This window comes from Ruficoccus sp. ZRK36 (assembly GCF_019603315.1).
GTDB lineage: Bacteria > Verrucomicrobiota > Verrucomicrobiia > Opitutales > Cerasicoccaceae > Ruficoccus.
On the sequence record NZ_CP080649.1, the window covers coordinates 1,225,098 to 1,244,582 of the forward strand.

The 19,485-nt window shown below is 61.8% G+C and carries 13 protein-coding genes; 6 read left to right on the forward strand and 7 right to left on the reverse strand.

The features are described 5' to 3' along the window. The first annotated feature begins 36 nt into the window (after positions 1–36). Positions 37–3,171 (forward strand): glycoside hydrolase family 2 TIM barrel-domain containing protein, encoded by a 3,135-nt coding sequence (locus K0V07_RS05395; protein ID WP_220623515.1) that lies wholly within the window; start codon positions 37–39, stop codon positions 3,169–3,171. A gap of 297 nt (positions 3,172–3,468) precedes the next feature. Here the strand turns inward: K0V07_RS05395 and K0V07_RS05400 are convergent, their stop codons facing one another. Further along, entirely contained in the window at positions 3,469–4,305 is an 837-nt protein-coding gene (locus K0V07_RS05400; protein ID WP_220623516.1) for a TIM barrel protein, read from the reverse strand. A gap of 135 nt (positions 4,306–4,440) precedes the next feature. Further along, positions 4,441–5,100 (reverse strand): CerR family C-terminal domain-containing protein, encoded by a 660-nt coding sequence (locus tag K0V07_RS05405; RefSeq protein WP_220623517.1) that lies wholly within the window; start codon positions 5,098–5,100, stop codon positions 4,441–4,443. 237 nt (positions 5,101–5,337) lie between these two features. Here K0V07_RS05405 and K0V07_RS05410 point away from each other — a divergent pair, with 237 nt between their 5' ends. The 4 genes from K0V07_RS05410 (at position 5,338) to K0V07_RS05425 (ending at position 12,692) form a co-directional block, all read left to right on the forward strand. Continuing rightward, positions 5,338–6,573 (forward strand): efflux RND transporter periplasmic adaptor subunit, encoded by a 1,236-nt coding sequence (locus tag K0V07_RS05410; RefSeq protein WP_220623518.1) that lies wholly within the window; start codon positions 5,338–5,340, stop codon positions 6,571–6,573. A gap of 87 nt (positions 6,574–6,660) precedes the next feature. After that, entirely contained in the window at positions 6,661–9,849 is a 3,189-nt protein-coding gene (locus K0V07_RS05415) for an efflux RND transporter permease subunit (RefSeq protein WP_220623519.1), read from the forward strand. Between the two features lie 28 nt (positions 9,850–9,877). Further along, complete coding sequence (locus K0V07_RS05420) at positions 9,878–11,332, forward strand: efflux transporter outer membrane subunit (RefSeq protein ID WP_220623520.1); 1,455 nt, start codon at positions 9,878–9,880, stop codon at positions 11,330–11,332. Positions 11,333–11,633: 301 nt separating this feature from the next. Next, entirely contained in the window at positions 11,634–12,692 is a 1,059-nt protein-coding gene (locus tag K0V07_RS05425; RefSeq protein ID WP_220623521.1) for a substrate-binding domain-containing protein, read from the forward strand. On the opposite strand, the gene K0V07_RS05430 is transcribed toward K0V07_RS05425, so the two are convergent. The 3 genes from K0V07_RS05430 to K0V07_RS05440 all read right to left on the reverse strand — a co-directional run bounded on the left by K0V07_RS05430 (position 12,689) and on the right by K0V07_RS05440 (position 16,280). After that, positions 12,689–13,318 carry a methionine biosynthesis protein MetW gene (locus K0V07_RS05430; protein ID WP_220623522.1) on the reverse strand — a complete coding sequence of 210 codons (630 nt, stop codon included), beginning with the start codon at positions 13,316–13,318 and terminating at the stop codon, positions 12,689–12,691. The two genes, K0V07_RS05425 and K0V07_RS05430, sit on opposite strands and share 4 nt — an antisense overlap. Positions 13,319–13,373: 55 nt before the next feature. Beyond that, positions 13,374–14,306: a metalloregulator ArsR/SmtB family transcription factor gene (locus K0V07_RS05435; protein ID WP_220623523.1), complete on the reverse strand. Its 933-nt coding sequence runs from the start codon at positions 14,304–14,306 to the stop codon at positions 13,374–13,376. A gap of 114 nt (positions 14,307–14,420) precedes the next feature. Beyond that, a complete protein-coding gene (locus tag K0V07_RS05440; protein WP_220623524.1) occupies positions 14,421–16,280 on the reverse strand; it encodes a GreA/GreB family elongation factor in 1,860 nt (619 codons plus the stop codon). Between the two features lie 159 nt (positions 16,281–16,439). Between K0V07_RS05440 and K0V07_RS05445 the strand changes: the two genes are divergently transcribed. Beyond that, a complete protein-coding gene (locus K0V07_RS05445) occupies positions 16,440–17,618 on the forward strand; it encodes a transcription antitermination factor NusB (RefSeq protein WP_220623525.1) in 1,179 nt (392 codons plus the stop codon). A gap of 93 nt (positions 17,619–17,711) precedes the next feature. Here K0V07_RS05445 and K0V07_RS05450 read toward each other — a convergent pair whose 3' ends face one another. Together K0V07_RS05450 and rmuC are read right to left on the reverse strand one after the other, a co-directional pair. Then, positions 17,712–17,999 (reverse strand): Smr/MutS family protein, encoded by a 288-nt coding sequence (locus tag K0V07_RS05450; RefSeq protein ID WP_220623526.1) that lies wholly within the window; start codon positions 17,997–17,999, stop codon positions 17,712–17,714. 42 nt (positions 18,000–18,041) lie between these two features. Continuing rightward, positions 18,042–19,454: a DNA recombination protein RmuC gene (gene rmuC / locus K0V07_RS05455; protein WP_220623527.1), complete on the reverse strand. Its 1,413-nt coding sequence runs from the start codon at positions 19,452–19,454 to the stop codon at positions 18,042–18,044. Positions 19,455–19,485 lie beyond the last annotated feature (31 nt).

Consider the following 19,485-nt stretch of genomic DNA (forward strand, 5'->3'; position numbering starts at 1 on the left):
TTTGTGCAAGCCGCCGCTTGCTGTATAATCCCCGGCATGCCTCACAGTTTTGTTGACCGCCAATTTGGTAAAACCTACGAGCAGCCCGAGCTGACCGAGATCAACCGCGTGCCCATGGGCGCCCCTCATCCTGCGTTCCCGCAGGCGGACCAGGCTCTGCGCCTGCCACGGGAAGAGTCGCCGTGGTGGAGCCCGCTTGACGGCTCCTGGCGCTTTCTGTTCCGCAAGTCCCCGGAAGACCTGCCCGAAGGTGTCGAGGGTGATGACACGACGGGTGAGGACTGGGCAGACATTCCGGTGCCCAGCTGCTGGGCCATGCATGGCTATGGTTTCCCGCACTATACGAATGTAAAGATGCCTTTCCCGGATGAGCCGCCCTTTGCTCCGGAGTATAACCCGACGGGTGTGTATAGCCGCACCTTTACCGTAGACTCATCCTGGCAGGGCCGCCGCATCGTGCTGCACTTCGGTGGGGCCGAAAGTGTGCTGCAGGTATACCTGAACGGCGAGTTCGTCGGCTTGGGTAAGGACTCGCGCCTGGCCTCGGAGTTCGACATCACCGAGCAGGTCAAGTTCGGAGAGGAAAACCGTCTCACGGCTGTGGTGATTCAATACAGTGACGCCAGCTTTGTTGAAGACCAGGACCACTGGCGCTTCGGCGGACTGCATCGTGAAGTCTTTCTCTACAGCACGGCTTCGGTTTACCTGGACGACTTTTTCGCGCGTACGGACTTCGACCCGACCACCGGTAAGGGGACCCTCGACCTGTCCGCCCGTGTTGAGCTGGGCCGCAAGCTCGAAGAGGGCTGGGCTATTTCCTGGCAACTGTTTGACCAGGACCTGAGCCCGGTCATGGCCGAGCCGACTGTGTTGCCGGTCCAGACCACACCCTCCTCCGATCAGCGCGACCAGCTCGCTCCGTGGCCCTGCCCCGGTGCGACGGATAGCCGCGAGTTTGAGGGTGTGAGCCCATGGTCAGCCGAGTTGCCTGTGCGCTACCGGCTGGTGCTGAGCTTGATTAACCCGGACGGAGAAACACTGGAGAGCATTGCGATCTGGACGGGGTTCCGCCGCATCGAGATCAAGGACCGCGAGTTCCTCGTGAATGGCAAGGCCGTGCTCTTCAAGGGCGTCAACCGTCACGAACACTCCGAGACCGGGGGCAAGGTCATCGACCTGGACCTGATGCGCAAGGACCTGGAGGTAATGAAGGCCTTTAACATCAACGCGGTGCGCACCTCGCACTATCCGGACGATCCACGCTTCTACGACCTGTGCGACGAGTACGGCTTCTACGTCATCGACGAGGCCAACGTCGAGACGCACGATTTTCACAATCGCATCTGTGACGACCCGCGCTATCTGGCCGCCTTTGTCTCGCGCGGTAAGCGCATGGTCCAGCGCGACAAGAACCACCCGTGCATCATTCAGTGGTCGCTCGGTAATGAGTCCGGTCACGGCGCTAACCACGACGCCATGGCGGGCTGGATTCGCCATCTGGACCCGTCGCGCCCGCTCCACTACGAGGGCGGTATCTCGCGTAACCAGAGCCACGCGGACTGGGACGACGGGCACGCGGTCACGGATGTTGTCTGCCCGATGTATCCGCAAATCCATGACATGATCGAGTGGGTGGAGACCAATGACGACCCGCGCCCGCTCATCTGCTGCGAGTACACCCACGCCATGGGTAACAGCAACGGCTGCTTGCGTGAATACTTTGAGGCCTTTGAAAAGTACCACGGCCTGCAGGGCGGGTACATCTGGGAGTGGCTCGACCACGGGCTGCGTGAAACGGCCGAGGACGGCACGCCCTACTGGACCTATGGTGGCGACTACGGTGACGAGCCCAATGCCGCTAACTTCATCGCCGACGGCGTTGTCTGGCCGGACCGCACTGCTCATCCCGGACTTTATGAGTTTAAGAAGCTGGCTCAGCCCTTCGCGGTCAAGCTGGTCTCTACCTCGCCACTCTCTATCGCGGTCCGCTCGAAGCAGGACTTCCGCACGCTCGATTATCTGGAGGCGGTCTGGACGTTGAAGGCCGATGGCGAAGAGCTGGCCACCGGTACGCTTTCGCTTGATGGCATTGAGCCGGGGGCAGAAAAGGTGTTCTCGCTGTCAGAGGCTGATGGGCACGCTGCCGGTTTCTCAGGTGAACTGCTCGCCGTGCATCTGTCCTTCCGCCTGAAGGAAGCCGAGGGCCTGCTGGCTGCCGGCCACGAAATCGGCTGGGAGCACCTGATGCTCGCAGAGGCTGCACTGCCTACGCTGGATATTCTGGAGTCTGCTCCGGCTGAATTGTCGGAGGCTGATGGTATGCGTTGGCTTGAAGGTGCCGGGCTGCGTGCCGGTTTCTGTGAAAAGGACGGCCAGCTCACACACCTCGGTCTGCCGGGAGGCGATAACCTGCTGGCTGCTCCGCTCGGTTTCACCTGGTGGCGTGCGGCCACGGATAACGACGGCATCAAGCTCTGGGAAGACCAGGCGAACAAGCCGCTGGGCCGCTGGAAAAAAGCCGGACTGCACGAGACCACTATGAACCTGACAGGTCAGAGCGTTGACGGCGATGGCGTGCGCGTGCAGTGGACACTCTCCACACCGGCGCATGAGCAGGCGGGTACCTTTGCCCAGGTCTTCCGCATGACGAAAAACGGGCTGCTGGTGGAGAACGCCTTGCAGGCGAGCACGGACCTTCCCGATTTGCCGCGCATCGGTACGCAGTTTGCGCTCGTTCCCGGCTTTGAGAATGTGTGCTACACGGGTCTCGGTCCGATCGAGAATTACCGTGACCGCTGCGCCGGGGCGTGGCTGGATCGCTTCGAGGCGAAGGTGGACGACTTCTACGTGCCGTACGTCATGCCGCAGGAAAATGGCAGCCGCTCGGGTGTGCGCAGCTTTGCCCTGTGTCATGAGAAAACGGATACGGTGGTGCGGGTCAGTGCCGTGGGTGATACGCTGGAGTGCAAGGCCAGCCACTTCACCGATGCGGATTTGTTTGCGGGTAAGCATACCTGCGACCTCAAGGCGCGGCCGGAAACGTGGGTCACCCTCGACCACCTGCAGCGCGGGCTCGGTACGATGAGCTGCGGGCCCGATACGCTGGAGGTCTACCGCATCCAGCCAGGTAGCTGGCGCTGGTCCTTCCTCCTCCAAACGCTCGGCGTTTGATCCGATTGATGGGGCTTTGCCCCATGAAAGCTGGTCCAGCCGGACCTCACTGCGTTTGCTATCCCACAGGTTGCAAACGCGGTGAGGAGCTGTATCGCTACGCGGCGACAAAGGCCGCTACCGAGGCAATACTCAGTTCGTTAAAATATTCCCGATCCCGTTTTGATGCTTTGCTCAGCGATTACCGGAATGAGCCACGCTCATTCCGGTAATCGCTGACACGATGCGCAGCATCGAAAGTGCAGCCCGCGGCTGCCGCGGGTGCGGGGCGCGTAGCCCTGCGAAACTCTTTCCCCATTAGGCCCTGCTGACGGCTTCGCCGAGGGAGCGCAGGGCGTCTGGGAGTGGATCCATCTCAGCGTGCCAGAGCTTTTCCCACTCCAGGCTGACCGGGCCGCTGAAGCCATCGGCTTCGAGGCGGTCGAGTAGTGCGCGCAGAGGGAACTCGCCCTGTCCGGGCTTGACGTACGTGTACGGGAGCTTGGCGGAGGGCTCGGGCAGGCTGTCCTTGACGTGGATGTGTGTGGTCCACGGGCGCAGGGTGTCCCAGCTCTCGAGCGGGTCGAGTCCCTTCTTGCGCCAGGTGTGGTGCGAGTCCCAGAGCAGGGTGACGTTCTCGTGGCCCTTACTCAGTAGGATGTCGACCTCCTCGGCGGTGAAAAGCGAGTCGTGCGTTTCGACCGAGAGGGAGAAATTCCAGCCGTTTTCGGCACGTGCCTTTTCCCAATTGTCGAGCCACTGCCAGGCTGTGTCGGGATCGTTGAAAAGGTCGAGCTTGCCGTCGAACACCCGCAGCGATCCTGCTCCGAAGTGTGCCATCAGGGGGGCGAAAGCCTTGATCTCGTTCAGCCCGTCTTCGAAGGGCTTGTGGAGCCAGACCGAGCTGTTAAAGGCGACGACCTCGGCCGGGGATCCTCCCAGTAGTTCGCTGGGTGAGCGGGCGAGCCAGTTATCCTCAGTAGCGAGCTCGGGGATGTTGATTTTTCCGCCGACGGCGCGCAGCTCAAGCAGGCCGATACCGGCAGAGTCAGCGAGGGCAGCGATTTGGGGGAGGGTGAGCTCCGCGCAGCCCATGCTGGAGAAGCACCAGCGCAGCGGGGAGGTGGCCTTGAGATTGGCAAGCGTGTCAGGCATCCGAATGAAGAATTAAGCGTTCGAGTCTGTGGGTTTTACCCATTCAGTCGGCAGGAGCGCTTAAGGTCAAGGATGGGGACGAATCTTTGAGCCTTTATCGGATAAAGCGGGAGTGGGCAACTGAGCTGAGACTTCTCAGGCCTTTGCGGCTTCGCGCTCGCGGATGCGGTCCCGCATGGCGTAGAGGGCGTGCAGCGAAAAGAAAGTGATGTGGTCGATGACTTCGTCGCGGTGGTGGCTTTTGGCGAGCTTGGGGTGCGCGTACTTGAGAACTTCCTGGTGGTAGGTGTGCAGGAAGCACTGACCGCCGATGCTCATGCTGGCGTAGGCGACTTCCTTGTCGGTTGCGCCCGACCCCAGAATGTCCCGCACGATAGCATTACTGCGCTCGATGCGAGGGCGGATGAGCTCGTCCATGATGGCCTTGAGGGCTTCGGTCGGCTGTGCCAGCTCGTGGGCGATCAGAGTCGTGTGCCAGGCGGGGCGGGTACGCGAGTACATGTCGTCGATCTGCACCGCGATGTGGTCGCGCATGCGCTCCTCCACGGTAGTGCCCTCCTTGAAGGCGATGTCCCCGCATGGGCTGCTGGCCACCGCGTAGCGAATGACTTCAGCGTACAGTTCGAACTTGTCGCTGAAGTGGTAGTTGATGGCAGCACAATTGACGCCCGCCCGCGTCGTGATGTCTTTGATGGTTGCCGCATGCAGGCCCCGCTCAGCGAAAATTTCGCCAGCGGCTTCGATCAGTTTGCGGCAGGTCTCCTGGGCGGAGGCGTTATTTTTTACGTTGGGCACCGTATTTAATGGGGTAGGTCGTCTTTCCTGTTACGGGAAACCGGGCAGATGTCTAAAGGATTTCTGTTTATTATTCAAATATTATTTAGATTAATCGCTTGACATGGCAAGTGATAAATGAAATCTATATTTGAATAATAGATGGTGCAGAAGCCGCTAAGGCGGCAAAACAATGCGCCCGCCGGGGTTACTCCCCGGTGGGCGTCCTTTCTATCAGCCCATTCCATTTGCTGAGTCATGAAGAACATTATTCCCGTTTCTCTTACCGTGGGTGCCCTTGGACTGGGCGTCCTGCTCGCTGGCTGTGACCGCGGCCCACAGGCACAGGCCGCTGCGCAGGCTCCTCTGGTCACGACTGTCACGCTGGAGTCCGAGCCTGTCGTGCTGAAGACCGAGCTGCCGGGCCGCACATCGAGCTACCGGGTGGCCGAGATCCGCCCTCAGGTCAGCGGCTTGCTGGAGGAAAGGCTCTTTACTGAAGGGGCAGAGGTTGAGGCCGGAGACGTACTTTACCAGATCGATCCGGCACCCTTCGAGGCTGAGGTCGCAAGTGCACAGGCAAATCTGGCCGCTGCGCAGAAGTCGGTCGAGCAGGCAGAGGCTTCCCTGTCACTGGCGAAAATCAACGAAGAGCGCTATGGCGCACTGTATGAGGAGAAGGCCGTGGCTGCCTCCGAGCGTGATCAGGCCTCGACGGACCTCGATGTGGCTCTGGCCACCCTCGCTGCCTCCCAAGCCGCTGTGCAGCAGGCTGAGGCCGCGCTGAAGACCGCCCAGATCAACCTCGACTACACAAAGATTCGCGCTCCTATTTCCGGTAAAATCGGACGCTCCAGTGTGACGGACGGGGCGATCCTCACCGCGTACCAGGCCCAGTCGTTGGCTACGATCCAGCAGCTGGACCCGATCTATGTGGACGTGCCGCAGTCGACCGCGCAGCTCATGGAGCTGAAGCGCCGTGTCGCGGCCGGGCACTTGAGCCGTGGTGGCGACAGTGTCGACGAGGTGGAGCTGATTTTCGAGGACGGCTCACGCTACGCGCACAAGGGTGAGCTGCAGTTCCAGGAGGTGACGGTGGACCCCTCGACGGGCTCGGTCATCGTGCGAATGGTTTTCCCGAATCCCGACGGCGACCTGCTTCCGGGGATGTTTGTCCGCGTAGAGGTTAAAGAGGGGCAGAACGACAGGGCGCTCCTCGTGATGCAGCAGGGCGTGACGCGTAACCGTAAGGGTGAAGCGACGTCGCTGGTCGTTGACGAGTCCGGGACGGTCATACAGCGGGTGCTGGATATTGACCGCTCGATCGGAAACCGCTGGCTGGTGTCCTCGGGGCTCAAGCCTGGTGACCGGGTGATCGTAGAGGGCTCGCAGCGCGTGCGCCCGGGCATGGAGGTCGAGGTTACTGACTTCGACCCGGAGGCTAACCCGGCAGGAAATCCGGCTGCGCAACAGAAGCAGCCCGCCGCAGAATGATTTGAACTGACTTTTAGACGTTATAGCCAGGCAGCGGTTTGAGCCGGTCAAGGATCGGCGCAGGCGCGGCCTCAACGAAGTGCTGACATGTTATCAAGATTCTTTCTAGTCCGACCCGTTTTTGCCTGGGTGGTGTCCATCATCATGATGGTCGCCGGCCTGCTGGCTATTTACACGCTGCCTGTTTCCCAGTATCCGCCGATCGCGCCGCCCTCGATCGCCATTACGGCCACCTATCCGGGGGCGTCGGCTGAGACGGTGGAGAACAGCGTCACCCAGATCATCGAGCAGAAGATGACGGGCTTTGACGATATGCTCTACATGAGCGCCACGAGTGACTCCTCGGGCAGCTCGCGTATCGAGCTGACCTTCGAGCCGGGGACGGACCCGGATATGGCCTGGTCGCAGGTGCAGAACAAGCTCCAGCTCGCCATGGCCAGCCTGCCGGATGTGGTGCAGCGCCAGGGGGTGAAGGTCGGGAAGTCGACCCGCAACTACCTGATGATTGTGGCCGTTGTCTCCGAGGACGGGAGCATGGACGAGTACGACCTGCATGACTTTGCCCAGTCGGACCTGGAGAAAATTCTCTCCCGCGTGCCCGGTGTGGGTGAGGTGGAAGTTTTTGGCACACAGTACGCGATGCGCGTGTGGCTGGACCCTGATCGGCTGACCGAGTACCAGATGACGGTGCAGGACGTGATCAACGGCCTGCAGTCCTATAACGTCGAAGTCTCAGCGGGCCAGTTTGGAGCCGCGCCGACGGTGGAGGGGCAGCGCCTGAATGCCGTGGTCACGGTGCAGACGATGCTGAAGACGCCCGAAGAGTTTGGTGAAGTGCCTCTGCGTATCAATCCGGATGGCTCCACGGTGCGTGTCAATGATGTGGCACGTGTCGAGCTGGGCTCGGAAAACTACGACACGTCGGCCTACTACAACAATAAGCCGACGGCGGCCCTGGCCATCCGCCAGGCTGCGGGTGCCAACGCCCTGCAGACCGCGAACAACATTCGCAATCGTATCGACGAGATGATGCCGTACTTCCCGGCAGGCCTCAAGGTGGTGTATCCGTATGACACTACGCCTTTCGTCGAGGTCGCTATTCACGAGGTGGTGAAGACGCTCTTTGAGGCGATCCTGCTGGTGTTCCTGGTTATGTACGTGTTCCTCGGGAATATCCGCGCCACGCTTATCCCGACCATCGCGGTGCCGGTGGTTATCCTGGGGACTTTTGCGATCCTGGGGCTGTTCGGATTTTCCATTAACATGCTGACGATGTTCGCCATGGTGCTGGCCATTGGCCTGCTGGTGGACGATGCCATCGTGGTGGTGGAAAACGTCGAGCGTATCATGCACGACGAGGGCTTGCCGCCTTTTGAGGCGACGCGCAAGTCGATGGACGAAATCACCCCGGCGCTGATCGGTATCGGTCTGGTGCTCTCGGCGGTGTTCGGGCCGATGGCGTTTTTCGCCGGTTCGACCGGTGTTATCTACCGTCAGTTCTCGGTCACGATTATCGCGGCCATGATGCTGTCCGTGCTGGTGGCGCTGGTGCTGACACCGGTGCTGTGCGCCTCGCTGCTCAAGCCCGTGAAGAAGGGGCACAACGCCTCCGAGAGCGGGCTGCGTATCCTGCGCCCGTTCTTTAGGTGGTTCGAGCGTACGTTTGAGAAGACGCGGGCTCATTACCTGAGCGTGGTTGGAAACAGCCTGCACAAGCAGCTGCGGTACATCGTGGTGTTTATCGTCATCGCGGTGGCGATGGGTTATCTCTTTAAGAAGATGCCGACGGCCTACCTGCCCAATGAGGACCAGGGCGTGCTGATGGTGCAGGCCACCCTGCCGGGTAACTCCACACTCGAGCAGACCGAGGAGATCATGAAGGAGGTCTCACGCTACTTCCTGGAAGAGGAGGGCGATGCGGTGGAGTCTGCGCTCTTTATCTCCGGTACGAATTTCGCAGGGCGTGGCCAGAACTCCGGGATGGCCTTTATTAAACTGAAGGACTGGGAGCTGCGCCAGCACGCGGGCATGGATGTGAACAGCATTGCTGGCCGCGCCTCTGCTCACTTCGCCCAAATCCGTAACGGCCTGGTCTTCGCCTTCCCGCCTCCGGCGGTGCTCGAGCTGGGCCACGCCAAGGGCTTTGACTTCGAGCTGCTGGACCTCGGCGGTCTGGGCCACGAGAAGCTGATGGAAGCCCGTAACCAGCTCTTGGGGATGGCTGCCCAGGACCCTGAACTGCAGAAGGTTCGTCCGAATGGTTTGGAAGACGTGGCGCAGTACGACGTCAACGTTGACTGGGAAAAGGCCGGTGCGCTGGGCGTGCCGATCGACTCGATCCACAACACGATCTCGGCCAGCTTTGGTAGCTCGTATGTGAACGACTTTATCCAGAATGGTCGCGTCAAGCGCGTCTACGTACAGTCGGATGCGCCTTTCCGCACAGCTCCAGAGGATCTGGAAAAGCTCTACGTGCGCAATGTTGAGGGCACGATGGTGCCGTTCCTGTCCTTTGCCAGTGGTGAGTGGACCTATGGCTCGCCGAAGCTGGAACGCTACAACGCCTTCCCGGCGATCAACATCTTGGGTGAGCCCGCAGAGGGCATCAGCTCCGGGCAGGCGATGGCGAAGATGGAAAGCTTCGTCGAGAAGCTGCCCGCCGGGATCGGCTTTGACTGGAACGGGCTCTCGTATCAGGAGCGGCAGGCGGGCTCGCAGTCCGGCGTGCTCTATGCGTTCTCGATTCTGGTGATCTTCCTCTGTCTGGCTGCGCTCTATGAAAGCTGGTCCATCCCGATTTCCGTGCTCCTGGCGCTGCCGCTGGGGGTGATCGGGGGCGTTATCGCCTCGTCGTTGCGCGGACTTCCCAATGACGTGTATTTCCAGATCGGCTTGCTGACGACGCTTGGCCTGACGACCAAGAACGCGATCCTGATCGTGCAGTTTGCCAAGCAGAGACTGGACGACGGTATGCGCGTGATCGATGCGACCCTGGAGGCTGCTAAGCTCCGCTTGCGCCCGATTCTGATGACCTCGCTGGCGTTCGGCTTTGGGGTGCTTCCTCTGGCCATGGCGACCGGTGCAGGTGCCGGTGCCCAGAAGGCGATTGGCACGAGTGTGCTGGGGGGCGTGGTCACCTCGACCTTCCTCGTCACGGTTTTCGCACCGTTGTTCTACGTGTTGGTCGAGCGGTTTGGGCGTGTCTTCAGCAAGAAGAAACGCGAGCAGGCCGCCCGCAATCAGGAGGCTGCCCGGCAGCAACACCCGGCTTCCTAGCCCGTTTTCAACTCAAGATTTCTGTTCCATGAACAAGCCTTTCTTATTTCTCCTGTCCTCGGTGGGCGTCGTGCTCGCCGGGTGTACGATGGCACCCGACTACGAGCGACCCGTGGCCCCCATCCCGGTGGATTTCCCCACCGGCGAAGCTTATGCTGCGGATGATGCGGTCAACGGCGCTCCAGCGGGTAGCCACATGCCGTGGCGTGAATTCTACACCGATGACAAGCTGAGAGACGTCGTCGTGCTGACGCTGGAGAATAACCGCGATCTGCGAGTGTCGGTGCTCAATATTGAGCGTACGCGCGCCCTGTATAATATCGAGCGTTCCGCCCTGCTGCCGACTATCGCAGCAGGTGGGAGCGTGGACCGCGCACGGACACCGGCTGACCTGTCGTACTCGGGTACTGCCAGCACGTCCTCGCAATACTCGGCGGACTTCGGGTTTGCCTCCTGGGAAATCGATTTGTTCGGCCGCATCCGCAGTATGTCGGAAGCCGCCCTGCAGGAGTACTTTGCCACCCAGCAGGCTGCTCTGAGTGTGCAGACCATGCTCATCTCGGAGGTCGCCAGCAGCTACCTGACGCTGGCCGCCGACCAGGCCCGGCTGGAGCTGGCCAAGACGACGCTCCAGACCCGCGAGCAGGCGCTCGATCTGGTCACGCGCCGCTACGAACGCGGTCTGAGCCCGCTGCTGGACGTCCACCGCGCGCAGGCGCAGGTGGATGCCGCTCAGGTTTCGCTCGTCACCTTCGTGCAGTTGATCGCTCTGGACAAGAATCAGCTTAACCTGCTGGCCGGGACAACGGTGCCGGACCATTTGCTGCCCGGTGATCTGGACTCGGTCGAAGAGCCTGCGCCGATCTCGGCGGGGATCTCTTCACTGGTCCTGCTGAACCGCCCGGACATCATGGAGGCCGAGCACACACTGATGGCCGCCAACGCCAACATCGGGGCCGCGCGTGCTGCCTTCTTCCCGCGGATTTCACTCACCGCCGCCGCTGGCACAGCCAGCAGTGACCTCTCCAGCCTGTTTACGTCAGGGCAGGGGATGTGGACCTACGGCGCGCAGATTGTGATGCCTATTTTTGACCCGCGGACCTGGGCTCAGGTGCGTGTAAGCCAGGCCGACAAGGACATCGCCATCGCTCAGTACGAGCAGGCGATTCAGGCGAGCTTCCGCGAAGTCGCCGATACGCTGGCTGTGCGGGGGACGATCCTCCAGCAGTTGAAGGCGCAGCGCGACTACGTGCAGTCGGAGTCCGAGGTTAACCGCCTCTCTAATGTCCGCTACGTGCGGGGGCTGGACGGTTACCTCAGCGTGCTCGACTCGGAGCGTGAGCTCTATGCCGCGCAGCTGGACCTCGTCGAGCTGGAGCTGACCCGCCTGACGAACAAGGTCCGGCTCTATGCCGTGCTCGGTGGTGGCTGGCAGCCCCTGGAAGAGCCTGACGGCGGAGAATCGGACGAGATCGTACAATAGCGCCGGCCTCGGCGTCGCATCGACTTAATGCGAGTGGCTGCCAGGGGAGCGGAGGATACAGGACTGACCCACCACGATACTGTGCTACGTGTCCGTAGCCTATAGACTGACCTTCCGCTCCCTCGGCGGCTGCTTGTGTGGCGTGTGACATTTTGGGCCGTTGTTATCAAAGCATTGACGGTACGTAGGCTTTGGCTCATAGTCCGGCTTACAGCTGACGTTGGTTATTTTTGACATGTGCGGATGGCTGTGTAAGGTGGTTTTACTAATTTCTCTTTGAGAATTCTAGGTCTACACACACATGGACAGTCTGCTGGTTAATAATTTTATACAAAAGTACCGCAAGGAGCTTGGCTGGACGCAGTCCGACCTCGCTCGTCAGGCCGGTCTGTCCAGACAGTTGATCCATGCCGTGGAGGGTGGCCGCTCCAAGCCTGGAATCGAGGTCGCCCTGCGGCTGGCCCGTGCGCTGAAGTGTACGGTGGAGGAGCTTTTCCCGCTGCCCGAGGAGTGGCAGCTCCAGTCCTGGCCGGGGCTGGAGGAGGGGCGCTGTCAGCTGGCCCGGGTACGTGACCAGTGGTACGCGATTCCCTGTGGGGATGCCGGAAGCTTTGACCTGGCAGATGCTGTGGTGGAAAAGACGGGCACGGAGCTGCATATCCAGCCCATGCAGCCGCTGGGGCACCTGCCCGACTCCGTCGTGATCTGTGGCTGCGATCCGGGGCTGGCGATTGCCGCCCGCATGGCTGAGCTGGAGAGCAAGGGCTCGGCGCGTCCGTTGTGGCGGAGTGTTTCCAGCTCGGAGAGCCTGCGTCGCCTGGCTGCCGGGCAGTGCCACCTGGCCGGTGTGCACTACTCTGGTCAGAGCGGCTCGCTGAATGTCGAAAAGGTACGGGCCTTCGGGCTTCCCTTTGAATACGATTTAATCCCCTTTGCCTCCTGGGAGCAGGGGATCATGGTTGCCGCCGGTAACCCCAGGGGCATCCGCGAGGTCGAGGACCTGCTGCGTGATGACATCCGCTTCGCCAATCGCGAGCCGGGATCGGCTCACTACAGTATGCTGGAGATGCTTCTCGCGGCCAAAGGCCGTGGGGTGCCCGCTGAGACGCCGCTCACGGTGCGCAGTCATGGTGCTGGCGCACAGCTGGTTGCCTCCGGCGTTGTTGATGCGGCACTGGGCTTACGGGCCGTTGCCCGGCCTTACGGGCTGGATTTTGTCCCGCTGCTGGAAGGACACTTTGACCTCGTACTGCCGCGTGACCTGCGCAGCCACAACCCGGTGGGAACATTTCTGGATACGCTCGCCTCGCTGCCCTGCCGACGTCAGATCGCCCAGCTACCCGGCTACGCTACGGCCTAGTCTGTGGCTTTTTTCTCGTCGGATTTGGTGATCTCGTAGAGCACGTATCCGGCGAGCCACGATGGCAGAAAAGTGCAGGGGGTGTGCCAGTCGCCGCGCAGGTAGGCCCGGCGTGTGATGACCAGCCCCTCGCGTGCGCAGAAGTCCTCGAAATCGCCGACGGTGACCGGATTGAGCGGGCGGCTTTCGCCCCAGCCCTCGGGGAAGACCTCGTTAACGACGCGGCGGCCATGGCGGAACATGTGCACGCGGTTGCGCCAGTAGCCATGGTTGACGAAGCCCACCGCGAAGCGTTTACCCACGCGCAGGGACTCGCGGATGATGTCCTGTGGTCGGGCCAGCTCCTGAAGTGTGCGCGAGCACAGCACCCAGTCGAAAAAGCCGTCGGAAAACTGGCGCAGCGAGGTTTCGATGTCGCCCTGGTACACGTTCACGCCGCGCTTGACGCAGCCGCCGACCTTTTCGATCTGGTTGTCGAGACCGACCCCGTAGATGTGCTTGGTCTGGCGGAGATATTCCAGAAAAATGCCGCGGCCGCAGCCCAGATCGAGCACGCGCGCACCCTCGCTGACCCAGTCTCCCAGGATCTGCAGGTCCACTTCGCGTTTGATGGCCGAGCGCTTCATAAAGTTGCTTATTTAAAATATTCATGCCGCCGGGTGCAACCCGGACTCACAGAAACTATGCTTTTACTCCGCTGGCGAGGAGGGTCTCGAAGTACGGCTCCTGCTCCTCGCGGGCAACGACAGAGACATCGACCTGCTCGAAGCCGAGCTCCTTGAGCCACTGGTAGAGGGTGTTCTCGGCGAAGCCCAGCCAGGCGTCGGCGTAGAGGTCGCGAGCTCTTTCAAAGGTGTGCTCCTTGAGATCGAGCACGATGATGCGGCCGCCGGGCTTGAGGATGCGGTGCGCCTCGCTGAGGGCGCGAAAGGGCTTGCGGGCGTGGTGAAGGGCCTGGCTGAGGTAAGCGAGGTCCACGCTGGCATCCTCCAGCGGCACGTCTTCGATGTCGCCGTGCTGGTAGTAAAGGTTATCGATGCCGTGGCGCTTGGCCAGGTCGGTGCCGACCTCGACCATCTTTTTCGAGTTATCGATGCAGTAAACGGATTCGGCACGCTGAGCCAGCAGCTGCGCGAGTACACCCTCGCCGGCGCCGAGGTCCGCGATCTTGATACGCGGGGTCAGGTGGAGCAGAAAGTGGCCGATGCCTTCCCATGAGCGGCCGGGGCAATAGTTTTTACCCAAACGCCCGGCGACCTGACTGAAGTACTGCTCGGCCTGGCGGCGACGCTTGTCGAGGATACGGGCGAGGTTGGCGGCGTCGGTTTCCAGCTCGGGCTGGTTGGCGGTGGCGCGGCAGGCGGCCTCGATGAGCTGGCGTTCTCCGGTGGGGAGGTTTCGCGCGAGCGAGTAAAAGCTGCGCTTGCCGTCGCGGCGGTCGGTGGTCAGCCCGCCCTTGCGCAGCAGCGACAGGTGCGAGGAGATGCGCGACTGGCCCATCCCGAGTATCTCCTGAAGCTCCGCCACGGACAGCTCCTCCTGCGCTAACAGTGCGACCACGCGCAGGCGCGTCGGGTCGGCCAGGAGCTTGAGCGTTTCGAGAGGATCGGACATCGCGGCCCATGTTCACGGCTCGTTAGCCCCGGGTCAATGCGAATGGTGGGCACAAAAAAAGACGGAGCCAGCAACGGCTCCGTCTTGAAGGGAAAGAAAACAAATGGCGGCTACTTACAGGGTGCGGCCCGAGTCGAGCCAGCGGGAGATGCTTTTGATCTTCCAGTTGTAGACGGTGTTGTCGATCTCGGTCTGGACGGTGTCGCCGACATGCTTGTTCATGAGGGCCTGTCCGAGCGGCGTCTTGTAGGACATGATGCTCTGCTCGGGGGCGGAGTCCCAGGCGCCGAGGAGGGCGTATTCCTGGACTTCGCCGGAGGCGGTATCCTCGACCACGACGATGGAGCCGATGCCGACGGTGTCGGCGGAGACTTCCTCGAAGGTGGTGACGCGAGCGCGGTTGAAATCTTTTTCCAGCAGGGCCTTGCGGGCCATGAGGGTTTCCTGGTCCTGACGGGCCATCTTGTACTCCGCGTTTTCGCGCAAGTCCCCGTGCTCGCGGGCGACCTCGATGGCCTCCTTGTTCTCGGGGATCTTCTTGTTGATGAGCTCTTCGTACTCGGCCTTGCGGTCGTCGAGGCTCTTCTGGGAGACGATGAGCTCGTCCACCTTCTGCTCGGCTTCGCCGGAGACGAGGTTTTGGATGCTCGGGAAACGCTTGATGAAGCGAGCCAGCAGGGACTTCTTGGTCAGGTCTTCAAAGCCCTGATTGAGGATGAGGCCCTGGGCGAGGTCGCGGGCGACTTCGTCGTTGGCGTCAGCCAGCATGTCCGGGATGAGTTCCTGGTCATCGCTGAGGACGTCGGCGAGCTGGATGCGGCGGTTACCGGTGCTCTGGAGTGCCTCGTAGTCGATGGCGTACAGGATGGCGTTGAGCATGCGGGTGCCGACCATGCCGTCAACGAGCTTGGCAAACTTGCGGGAGTTGCGGTTCTTGACGATCCAGTACAGCACGGGGCCCTTGAGGTTCTGCTCGTTGAGCCAGCGCTTGAAGTGCTCGTGGACCATCTCGCCGCAGTCGCGCTCGACCAGGAAGCTGATACACTCGCTGGTCATCTTGCCCTCGGAGTTCTTCAGGATGTCGATGAGGACGCTCTTCCAGTCTTCCGGGTAAACGCGGGTGAGCAGGTCGAGGAAGCGCTTGTGGTAGCCGTTGGGGATCTCGCTGGCGAGCTCGTTGAGGTCGTTGGCACCGAGGATGAGGGACTTGGAGGTCGGCTCGATCAGTTCGGGGTCTTCGTCGAGGTGGCGGGCCAGGTCATTGCGGACCCAGACGCCGTGCAGACGCTCGGCGTAGTTGAGGCCCATGGCGTCCTTCACGGCTTCGGTGAGGTGCTCAAAGATGTTGGGCAGGTCGCTGGCGATCTCTTCGACGTTTTCGGAGATCTGGTAAAGTTTTTCGGCCAGAGCGATCTTCTTCTTGGGCTGCTTGACCATGTAGAAGTCCTCAAGAATCTCCTGTTCGGGCTTGAGGGGCTCGTCACGCAGCAAGTACGGATCGGTCTTGCGGCTGGGGGTGGCGATGCGTGGGTCCTTGACGAGGGCCTTCTTTGTGGCGGTCCACCACTTCTTGAATTTGGTGGGGCCGAGCAGGCGGGTGAGGAGGTTCTCCAGCTCGGTCGGGCTGGCGCTCTGGTTCTCGTGATGGGCAAGGATGTCGGCGACGAGGTCGGTCGGGCGCTTCTTGATCATCTCGTTGATGACCTCGGGCTCGGTGCGCAGGCGCACCAGGACGCTGCTCGCGTCGAGCAGTTCGAGCTTGTCGGCGCAGAAGGCCGGGTCCATCGGGTGTCCCGGCTTGTCATCGAAGTCGATGATGAGCTTGTCCTGGGCTTCATCATAGGCCTTAATCTGGCCGAAGCCCCAGCTGCGGTGCATGCAATAGGTACCCGGCTGCATGGCTTCCAATTTGGAGCGCAGGCGTTTCATGCCGGGTTGCTTTGCAATGATCGTATCGATCACATCTTTGTCCATGAGTGGAATGTCTTGTCTTTATAATAGAAAATCAAGCCGATAACCTTTTGGCTATAAAAGGTCATGACTCAATTAAAACCAACAGTGCCGCCGTGGCAGCAAGCCGCAAGTCTATGTGAAGTTTATCAGGCTCAGCCCGCGAAGGCTGAGGCGCTGATAATGGATATCACCTTTCAATCCAGCGCGGATCGACGACGTTGTCAATTCCTGTTCTACGGGGTCCTAAGGCATCGTCGCCGGATCGATACGCTGCTGGCGCGGCTGATTTCTCGCCGTCCCAAGCCCAAGCTGGTAGCCATGCTCCAGGTGGCAGTCTTTGAGCTGCTCAGCGCTGGACCGGAGCGCCAGCCCAAGGTGGTGGACTACGCGGTGGGCCGGATACGGCGCCAGATGAGCCGCTCCGAGGCTGGGCTGGCCAACGCCGTGCTGCGGAAAATTCCTGCCGAGGATGAAAAACTTCAGCGCGAGGCCCCGGCGGCGGTCCGCTTCAGCCATCCCGATTGGCTCGCTGAGCGCTGGACGGAGAATTTTGGCCCCGAGGCGGCGGAAGAGCTCATGGCCTGGAATCTGGAGCCCCCGCCCATTACTTTTCGGGTGCGCGGCGAGACTCCCGCCATTGAGGCCCTCAAGCCCGCTTCATGGCCGGGCTTTGTTCAGCTCGATGGTGAATGGGCGCGCGTTGAGCCCTACCTGAAGGCGGGGATGCTCTACGCGCAGGACCCCTCCACGCGCCTGGCCCCCGAGGCCCTCACTGTGCGCCCCGGCGAGGCCGTGCTGGACCTGTGCGCGGCTCCCGGTGGTAAAGCCCTCGCCCTCGCAGATGCCCTCGGGCGCGATACGGCCGGGGTACTCGTGGCGGTGGACCTGCCCGGTCCGCGTCTGGCACCGCTGGATGAGAATTTATGCAAGCTCGACGACGGGGATGGCCCCCGCGTCTGCCTGCTCGCCGCCGATGTGCGGGAGCTGGGCGAGGAGACGCTCAAGGCTTCGCGCCTGCCTCGGCTCTTTGACGCCGTGCTGCTCGACGCCCCCTGCTCGAATACCGGGGTGCTGCGTCGCCGTCCGGACGCCAAGTGGCGGCTGGAGCCTGAAGATGTGGAGGCTAGCGCGGCTCTTCAGTCCGAGCTGCTCGCCGCCGCCGCCAAGTGGGTCAAGCCCGGCGGTCGCCTGGTGTACTCGACCTGCTCGATCGAGCCGGAGGAGAACGCCGGGGTGGTAAAGGCATTCCTCAAAAGCCCGGTCGGGAAGGACTTTACCTGCCAATCGCAGCAAATCTGGCTTCCCTGGGAGTGCGGTCATGATGGCGCAGGCGTTGCGGTGCTGGTGAAGGGGGAGTGAGGGGATCATTTTGGTTTGTGGGGGCTATGCGCTCCCACTCCCCGCCCCGGGTTGCACCCGGTGGCATTAATGGGGCTCCGTCCCATCGCTCCATCAATGACTAGTGCGGTCAGGCACCAGCCCGACCCAGGTCGCACCCCAGGAGCCGGCGGTTTCGTCGGCGAGGCGAAAGCTCTCCACGTAGTCGAGTTTACGGAGTTGGGCGTGGACGGTCTCGCGGAGAGTACCGGTGCCCTTGCCGTGGATGATACGCACGCGCAGCAGGCCCTTTTCGCGGCAGGCTTCGAGGTAGGCGGGCAGGAGTTCACCCACCTCCTGCGGTCGAAAGGTGTGCAGGTCGAGCTGGTCGGTGATCGGGACTTCTACCGGGTCGTCGTCCATAGTCTGAGAGAGAAAGGGGCGCTGATGCCTGTCGTGGCCGCCTCAGGCTTTGTCTTCGGAGGTGTCGGGAAGTTCTTGCGAGGGTGAGCGTAGCTCGTCGGCGGCGGGTTCACGCAGGATTTTCTCGACCGGCTGGGTTTCGGCGATCTCGGTGTCGGTAGAGACGTGCAGGTCCTTGAATTTGCGGGCGGTGACGAGGACGCGGCTTTCCATCGAGGCGACGGCCTTGTTGTAGCCGTCGTTGGCGCGCTCGAGGCCGCGGCGCATCTCATCAAAATATCCGGCCAGCGTGCCGAGGCGGCTGTAGAGGTCGCGGCCCAGCTCGCTGATGGCGCGGGCCTCGCGGGCGATCTCCTCCTGACGCCAGCCGTAGGCGACGGCCTTCAGCAGGGCGATGAGAGTGGTGGGGGTGGCGAGGATGACGCGCTGCTCGCTGCCGTACTCGATCAGGTCACTGTCCTGCTCCAGCGCGGCGCTGAAAAACGACTCGGTGGGCAGGAAAAGCACGACGAACTCCGGGGTCGGCTCGAACTGGCGCCAGTAGGCCTTTTCGCCCAGTTTCTTGAGCTGGTCGCGCACCTGGCGGGCGTGCTTTTTTAAAAGGTCGCGTTGGCGGTCGGGGTCCTCGGTCAGGATGGCTTCCCCGAAGGCGTCAAAGGTCATCTTGGCATCGACGACGATCTGGCGGCCATTGGGCAGGCGTACGATCATGTCCGGGCGCAGCATGCGGCCCTCGTCGGTGGTGGCGTTTTCCTGCTCGGTAAAGTCGCAGTGCGAGACCATCCCGGCGAACTCCACGCAGCGGCGCAGCTGCATCTCCCCCCAGCGGCCGCGGACCTGTGGGGCGCGCAGGGCACGCACGAGGTTCCCGGTCTCGGTGCCGAGGTGGCGCTGGGCATCGAGCAGCCCCTGCACCTGCTGGGTCAGGCCTTCGTAGGCGGCCACGCGCTTTTCTTCGAGCTGGCCGATCTGGGTGTTAAATTTCTCCAGCGACTCACGCACGGGGTTAACGAGCTGGTTGATGGCTGCCTGGCGCTTGTCCAGGTCACCCTGTGCGCCCTGCTGGAACTTCTCCAGCGACTCTTTGGCGAGTTTGAGGAAGCTCTCGTTGTTGCTGCGGAGGGCTTCGGAGGAAAGGGCCTGAAAGGCCTCACGCAGTTGCTTCTCGGCCTTGTCGAGGACGGCGAGCTTTTCGGCGGCAGCGGTAGCCTCGTCTTCGCGGCGGGTTTCGCTCTCGCGGTATTTCAGGGCAAGCTCGCTGGCTTCGGCGGCCTTGGCGGCGAGTTCAGCGCGTACCTGCTCCAGCTCGGCGGCCGTGCGCTCCAGCGACTGGTTGAGGAGGGCCTTTTCGGTCTCGCCAGCGGCGGTAGCGGTCTTTTTGAGGAAAAGCCAGATGAGGCCCGCTCCACCAAGCGCGCCAAAAAGAAACAACAAAACCGAAACAATGGGGTCCATAGAGTAAAAGTGTTGTTCATCCTGAGCAATC